This window comes from Clostridium sp. (assembly GCF_036569345.1).
GTDB lineage: Bacteria > Bacillota > Clostridia > Clostridiales > Clostridiaceae > Clostridium_AD.
Window position 1 is genome coordinate 20,982 of the sequence record NZ_DATCQT010000197.1, and the last position, 6,734, is coordinate 27,715.

The following is a 6,734-nucleotide window of genomic DNA, read 5'->3' on the forward strand; positions in this document are numbered from 1 at the left end:
GCTTCTATATTTTAATGTAGGGTCTGAAATATTGATAAAAATTACTTAGAAAAACGAGCTACACTTGTAGTAGCATATTTTTATTTTTTAAATTTAAATTAAACATATACAAATGTGCATAAAATTCCAAGTTTAGAAAGATAATAAGAGAGCTAGTATATTATATATTATTTTATATAAGGAGGAATATTTAAATGAAAGCAACAGGAATAGTAAGACGTATAGATGATTTAGGAAGGGTTGTAATACCTAAAGAAATAAGGAGAACTCTTAGGATACGAGAAGGAGATCCATTAGAAATATTTACGGATAGAGAAGGTGGAGTTATTTTAAAGAAATACTCACCAATAGGTGAATTAAGCGAGTTTTCTAGAGAATATGCCGAATCATTACAACAAACTATAGGTAACATAATAGTTATATGCGATAAAGATAACATAATATCCGTAAGTGGTGGTCCTAAAAAAGAGTATGTTGATAAAAAAGTTAGTATTGATTTAGAAAAAGCAATGGAAAATAGAAAAGCCGTTGTCTTAGGTGAAGGCTTTGAAAAAGTCATATCATTGTATGAAGATGAAATGGAGAACAAATACAATGCGCAAGTAATTGCACCTATAATAACAGAAGGTGATGCAATTGGAGCAGTACTAATAATATCGACAGAGTCAGAAATTAAATTTGGAAATTTAGAATTAAAATTAGCTGAGACCGCAGCATCTTTTCTAGGAAAACAAATGGAACAATAAATGCATTAGAATCGAAAAGTATATATTACTAAGCAAGTGAAAGACATTTGCAGTAATATATACTTTTTTTTGTCATTTAAGTAATAATAAGCTCTTAAATTCAATAATTATAATCAGAGACAGTAATTATTGAAAACATCGAATGAATACAAGGAGGTTAGTATGAAGAAACATTCATTGATAAAAGGGACGATTATACTTGGAGTGGCAGGATTATTTGCTAGATTTTTAGGACTATTTTTTAGAATTCCAATACAAGCGCTTATAAAGGATGAGGGGATGGGTTACTACCAGATGTCTTATCCACTATATATGTTTTTTGTTGCAGTGGCCTCTGGGATACCTATAGCTATGTCTAAAATTATTGCGGAGATGAATGCTAAAAATGATAGAGAAGGAGTCCACCAAGTTTTAAGACAAACACTTTTTTTTATGATTGCATTGGGTGCAACATTTACCTTGGTTATGATAATTTTTGCAAAACCTCTTATAATTATATTAAAATGGGATCCTAAAGCATATTATTCTTTTTTGGCAATAGCTATAGCACCGATTTTTGTTTCTATCATGTGTACGTTTAGGGGCTTTTTTCAAGGACTTCAGAATGTTAGACCTACTGCTATTTCTCAAATAGTAGAACAAGTTGGAAGAGTTGTGGCTGGAGTTTTGTTCGCATATTTATTGTTTCCAATGGGCATTGAATATGCAGCTGGAGGAGCAGCTCTTGGAACCTTAGTTGGTTCAATGATGGGAAGCGTTTATTTAGCTTCAACATATTTTAAGGTTAAAAAAGAGCTTCCAGTAAGAAAAAAATCAAAGCGCAAGCATATTCTAGGTGTTTTAGGTAAAGCCGCATTGCCAATATCTATGGGTGCTGCAGTTGGGACTATTATGTCATTAATAGACTCAATTTTAGTACCACAACAGCTTTTGAAAGCAGGATTCTCTCAAACACAATCAGCGGTGATGTATGGCCAATTGACTGGAAAGGTGTTTACACTGATGAATGTACCTTTGGCCATTTCTGTGGCACTATGCGCATCTCTAGTGCCTATAATTGCAGAAGCATTTTCATTGGGTAAAAGAGTGGAACTTGTTAAAAGAGTAAATATGGCTTTGAAATTATCTAATGTAATCTCTATTCCATCAACTTTAGGGTTGTTTTTTATGGCCTATCCTATAATGAATTTGGTTTTTATGAAAGATACATCAGGATACGAAATTCTGAAATATATATCAATCTGTATACCTTTTGTAATTTTAACACAAACCAGTACTGCAATACTTCAAAGCGTAGGTAATTATTATAGGCCAGTATATAATTTAGCCCTAGGGTGCATCGTAAAGGTTGTTATAACATATGTATTAGTTGCGTTTTCATTTGTAAATATCTATGGGGCAGTTATAGGAACTATATTGGGATATATTACAAGCTGTTTATTGAATATATACGAATTAAAGAAAAGTTTAAATATAAAGATAAAACATATAGATGCTTTTGTAAAACCAACGGTTGCTGCTTGTATAATGATAGTTGCAGTTGTATTTAGCAACGCTATTGTCTATAATTATACAATGAGTAGGGGATTATCTTGCATAATTTCCATACTTATAGGAGTTATGGTTTATGTAATATTTATTTTAATTCTTAGAATATTTGAATACGAAGATATTAAGAAAAAATTTAAACGAAATTTTAAAAGAAATTAAAAATAAATTTGTTGTAAATAACAATTAAAGGAGTGAAAGCTAATGATTAAAATAGTTGGACTTGGGCCTGGATCCATTGAATCGCTAACTATAGGGACACTTGAAATTCTTAAAAATGGTAAAAAAATTTATTTGAGAACAGAAAAACATCCTACTGTAGATTATCTAAAATCATTATGTATTCAATTTGAAACCTATGATGATAGATATGAAGAATATAATAATTTTGATGATGTATATAGGGCTATTGCAGAAGATCTTATCAAAAAACACGAAATATATGGAGATATAATTTATGGAGTTCCAGGTCATCCTCTTGTTGCAGAAACTTCCGTTAAACTATTGATAAATCTATGCGAAAAAGAAAAAATTGATATAGAGATTCTGCCAGCAGTAAGCTTTATAGATGCTGTAATTCAAAGTTTAAAGCTAGATCCTATTGAAGGATTAAAAATTATAGATGCCTTTGATATGAAAAATCAAATTTTGGATAAAAGAGTAGGACTTTTAATAACTCAAGTTTATAGCATTTCTATAGCGTCAGATGTAAAACTTGCCTTGCTTGAGTATTACAAAGAGGATATGGAGATTTATTTTGTTAGAGCAGCAGGTATAAAAGGATTAGAAAGTACTAGAAAAATAAAACTATATGAGTTAGATAGACAAAAGGATATAGATTATCTAACTTCAATATATATACCAAAAGACCTAGAAGCTACAAAAGATTTCCACGATTTAATTGGAGTTATGAATACCTTAAGAGTGGAAAATGGATGTGCATGGGATAGAGAGCAAACCCATGAATCTTTGAAAAAATATCTCATTGAAGAATGTTACGAGGTTTTGGAAGCCATAGATCAGAAGGACGAAGATAATATTATTGAGGAATTAGGAGATGTATTACTTCAAGTGGTATTTCATGCGCAAATAGGGAAAGAAGATGGATATTTTAATATAAATGATGTTATTAAAGGAATTACGAATAAGATGATTAGCAGGCATCCACATATATTTAAAGTTCTAGAAAATAAGAATTCAAAAGAGGTTTTAGAAAGCTGGGAAAATATTAAGATTAAAGAAAAGGGATTTAATAGTTATACAGATACGTTAAATCATGTTCCAAAAAATTTGCCAGGGTTAATGAGAGCAGAAAAAGTTCAGCAAAAAGCGTCAAAAGTGGGTTTCGATTGGGACTCGGTAGAACCTGCCATGGAAAAAGTGTTAGAAGAATTGCGAGAAGTTAAAGATGTATATAAAGGCAATAATAGGGCAAAAATACTAGAAGAAGTGGGAGATTTGGTATTTTCTACAGTAAATGTTGCTAGACTACTTGACATAGACCCCGAATTTGCAGTAAATTATACTATAGATAAATTTATCAATCGCTTTGCGTACATAGAAGAAAAGGCAAGTAATATGGGTTTAGATTTAAATACAATGTCACTTGTAGAAATGGACGGATTATGGAACGAATCTAAAAGCCGATAAATTTATTTATAAAATAAAAATTAACCAAAAGAAGGAATTTCAAAATTAGTGAAGAATAAACTATTTAATAGTGTAATCACTACTAAAAAGTGTATTCAATAACAAGGAGGTAACAAAAGTGAATAAATCAGAATTAATATCAAGTATTGCAGAAAAATCAAATCTAACAAAAAAAGATGCGGAAGCAGCTCTAAAAGGAATTATAGAAAGCATTGAAGAGACATTAGAAAAAGGTGAAAAAGTTCAATTAGTTGGATTCGGAACTTTTGAAACAAGAGCAAGAGCAGCAAGAATGGGAAGAAATCCAAGAACAAAAGAAGAAATTCAAATTGCAGCTTCAATAGTTCCAGTATTTAAAGCTGGTAAAGAATTTAAAGATATAGTAAATAAATAATTTACTATGATTTGGAAAACCTGGATGTATATCTAGGTTTTTTATTTTTTAATTTTATAAGTAGTATAAAATATCAAAAAGGGGAAGTCTAAATGAGATTAGATAAATATTTAAAAGTATCAAGAATTATAAAGAGAAGAACAATTGCAAAAGAAGCCTGCGCAAGTGGTAGAGTTTCTATAAATGATAAAGTGGCAAAAGCCGGTACAGTTGTAGCGGAGGGCGATACTATAGAAATTAAATTTGCAAATCAAATTTTAAAAGCTAAAATCATAAACATTGCAGAACATGTTACAAAAGAAAGTGCAAAAGAAATGTATCAAATGATTTCAGGAAAAGAAGACCAAGAATAAATGTTATTAAATATAATTCTTAATTAAGTTTAATAAGCATATATATTTATAAGAATATAATATGCCATTAATTAAGAATTGAGAATAGTAAAAATTCCTTAATTCCCGATTTTTATGGTGAAAATTAAGAAGGAGGATATTATGGAAATAAAAAAAGAAATAAAAATAGAAGATAAGAAAAGTAATTTGGTTTTAGAAAACAGAAAAAAATTAACTATTAATGGAGTTATTGAGGTTATAAATTTTAATGAAAATCAAATATTATTAAATACAGATGTTGGAACAATGATAATAAAAGGGAAAGAATTAAAGATGAATAAATTAGATGTTCAAAATGGAGATGTTATAATAACCGGTAAAGTGGATTCCTTTGTATATACAAGTGACAAGGTCAAGGCCAAAAAAGATAGCATAATATCAAGATTGTTTAGGTAGTAGAGTTATGATAATTTCTTTGATAGGCCAAGTTAAACTTATAGTTTTCAGTTTGTTATCAGGAATAATAACCGGAGTATTTTTTGATATATATAGACTAATAAGAGGATTTAAAAATCCTAATAGATTCTTAACAATTATACAGGATATACTATTTTGGACATTAACTTCTATAGTGGTTTTCACATTTTTGATGTATACTAATGAGGGATACATAAACTTTTATGTGTATGTATGTTTAATAATAGGAGTATACTTATATTTGAAACTCTTAAGCAAAGTTTTTATTAAGGTGTTATTTAATCTACTAAAGTTTAATGGAAAACTGTTTAGAGTCGTGAAAAATACTATTTTATACCCAACAAATTTATTATTTTATAAGCTTAAAATAAAAAAAAAAGATAAATTATAAAGAAATAGCTTGAAGAAATGTTAAATACAAATTAAAATAGATTTATGAAGCAGAAAGAATACTCATTCCATCGAAAGGAAAAGGGTATGGATATGAAAAAAAAATTTAGTATTAAAAGTGTCATTTTGGTTTTCGTTATAATATATGTATGTTATCTTTTAATTGCGCAACAGGTAACTATGAGTAGGCAAAAGAAAGAATTACAAAAGTATAATCTTGAATTACAAAATAAAACAGAAGAAAAGAAAGTATTACAGGATGAAGTACAGTTATCTAAAACTGATAAATATATAGAAAAACTGGCAAGAGAAATTTTAGGGCTTGTTAAAGAAGGTGAAACTCCTGTAATAGATAATAAAAAATAAATACTATAAATTTTGTTGTGCTTATTATTAAATTAATATATAAAATAAAAAACATAATTTTTGAGGAGGAACTTTTTAATATGACCTTAATGGCTGGAAGCATTGTAGAAGGTAAAGTAGTAAATATCACCAATTTTGGTGCGTTTGTAGAGGTAGAGGGTAAGACAGGATTAGTTCATATATCTGAGGTATCAGACACATTTGTTAAAAATGTTAATGATCATCTTAAAGAAAATGATATAGTGAAGGTTAAAGTAATTTCTGTGGATGATAATGGGAAAATAAGTTTATCCATAAAACAAGCTGGAGTACCTAAAAGGTCTATTAAACCAATGGAGATAGATTGGGAAAAGGAAAAGAGTAAATCAAATACATGCAATTTTGAAGATATAATGACTAAATTCTTAAAAGACAGTGAAGAAAGATTTCAAGATGTTAAAAAACATCAAGAGGGAAAAGGAAGAGGTTATAGTAAAAAAACTTCAAGTTATTAGTTAAGATCGAATTGAATTATTTTTAGGGACTAATTACTTAGTTCCTATTTTAAAAAAATAAAAAGTTATTGACAACGGTTTATACATCATATATAATCAAATATGTTGCCAAGAAGTAGCAATTTATAAGTTAGGAAGTAGCTAAAAAACAACTGATAGCTTATAGCTAGCAAATGATAGCTTTAGCTAGCAAATGAGCTGGAGTGGCGGAACTGGCAGACGCACAGGACTTAAAATCCTGCGGTGGTTAAACACCGTACCGGTTCGATTCCGGTCTTCAGCACCAAATATCGCGGGATGGAGCAGTTGGTAGCTCGTCGGGCTCATAACCCGAAGG

At 29.5% G+C, this 6,734-nt stretch carries 9 protein-coding genes and 1 tRNA gene; all 10 read left to right on the top strand.

Features of this window, described 5'->3' with window-relative positions:
• Positions 1-194 precede the first annotated feature (194 nt).
• Positions 195-746, top strand: coding sequence for a stage V sporulation protein T (gene spoVT / locus VIM70_RS20810; RefSeq protein ID WP_331947702.1), 552 nt, complete (start codon positions 195-197; stop codon positions 744-746).
• Between the two features lie 162 nt (positions 747-908).
• Positions 909-2,456, top strand: a complete 1,548-nt coding sequence (locus VIM70_RS20815) for a polysaccharide biosynthesis protein (RefSeq protein WP_331947703.1) — start codon at positions 909-911, stop codon at positions 2,454-2,456.
• A gap of 42 nt (positions 2,457-2,498) precedes the next feature.
• Positions 2,499-3,944, top strand: a complete 1,446-nt coding sequence (gene mazG, locus VIM70_RS20820; RefSeq protein WP_331947704.1) for a nucleoside triphosphate pyrophosphohydrolase — start codon at positions 2,499-2,501, stop codon at positions 3,942-3,944.
• Between the two features lie 118 nt (positions 3,945-4,062).
• Positions 4,063-4,338, top strand: coding sequence for an HU family DNA-binding protein (locus VIM70_RS20825; RefSeq protein WP_331947705.1), 276 nt, complete (start codon positions 4,063-4,065; stop codon positions 4,336-4,338).
• Between the two features lie 92 nt (positions 4,339-4,430).
• Positions 4,431-4,691: an RNA-binding S4 domain-containing protein gene (locus VIM70_RS20830; RefSeq protein ID WP_331947706.1), complete on the top strand. Its 261-nt coding sequence runs from the start codon at positions 4,431-4,433 to the stop codon at positions 4,689-4,691.
• Positions 4,692-4,832: 141 nt separating this feature from the next.
• A complete protein-coding gene (gene yabP, locus VIM70_RS20835) occupies positions 4,833-5,126 on the top strand; it encodes a sporulation protein YabP (protein WP_331947707.1) in 294 nt (97 codons plus the stop codon).
• A 7-nt stretch (positions 5,127-5,133) separates the two neighbouring features.
• Positions 5,134-5,538 (top strand): spore cortex biosynthesis protein YabQ, encoded by a 405-nt coding sequence (gene yabQ, locus VIM70_RS20840; protein WP_331947708.1) that lies wholly within the window; start codon positions 5,134-5,136, stop codon positions 5,536-5,538.
• 92 nt (positions 5,539-5,630) lie between these two features.
• Complete coding sequence (locus VIM70_RS20845) at positions 5,631-5,903, top strand: septum formation initiator family protein (protein ID WP_331947709.1); 273 nt, start codon at positions 5,631-5,633, stop codon at positions 5,901-5,903.
• An 80-nt stretch (positions 5,904-5,983) separates the two neighbouring features.
• Positions 5,984-6,397: a S1 domain-containing RNA-binding protein gene (locus VIM70_RS20850; protein WP_331947710.1), complete on the top strand. Its 414-nt coding sequence runs from the start codon at positions 5,984-5,986 to the stop codon at positions 6,395-6,397.
• A 197-nt stretch (positions 6,398-6,594) separates the two neighbouring features.
• A tRNA-Leu gene (locus VIM70_RS20855) sits at positions 6,595-6,683 on the top strand.
• Positions 6,684-6,734 lie beyond the last annotated feature (51 nt).

Bases quoted from the DNA above. Each gene is read 5' to 3' on its own strand.
- spoVT (WP_331947702.1), top strand. From the start codon at position 195: ATGAAAGCAACAGGAATAGTAAGACGTATAGATGATTTAGGAAGGGTT.
- VIM70_RS20815 (WP_331947703.1), top strand. From the start codon at position 909: ATGAAGAAACATTCATTGATAAAAGGGACGATTATACTTGGAGTGGCA.
- mazG (WP_331947704.1), top strand. From the start codon at position 2,499: ATGATTAAAATAGTTGGACTTGGGCCTGGATCCATTGAATCGCTAACT.
- VIM70_RS20830 (WP_331947706.1), top strand. From the start codon at position 4,431: ATGAGATTAGATAAATATTTAAAAGTATCAAGAATTATAAAGAGAAGA.
- yabP (WP_331947707.1), top strand. From the start codon at position 4,833: ATGGAAATAAAAAAAGAAATAAAAATAGAAGATAAGAAAAGTAATTTG.
- yabQ (WP_331947708.1), top strand. From the start codon at position 5,134: ATGATAATTTCTTTGATAGGCCAAGTTAAACTTATAGTTTTCAGTTTG.
- VIM70_RS20845 (WP_331947709.1), top strand. From the start codon at position 5,631: ATGAAAAAAAAATTTAGTATTAAAAGTGTCATTTTGGTTTTCGTTATA.
- VIM70_RS20850 (WP_331947710.1), top strand. From the start codon at position 5,984: ATGACCTTAATGGCTGGAAGCATTGTAGAAGGTAAAGTAGTAAATATC.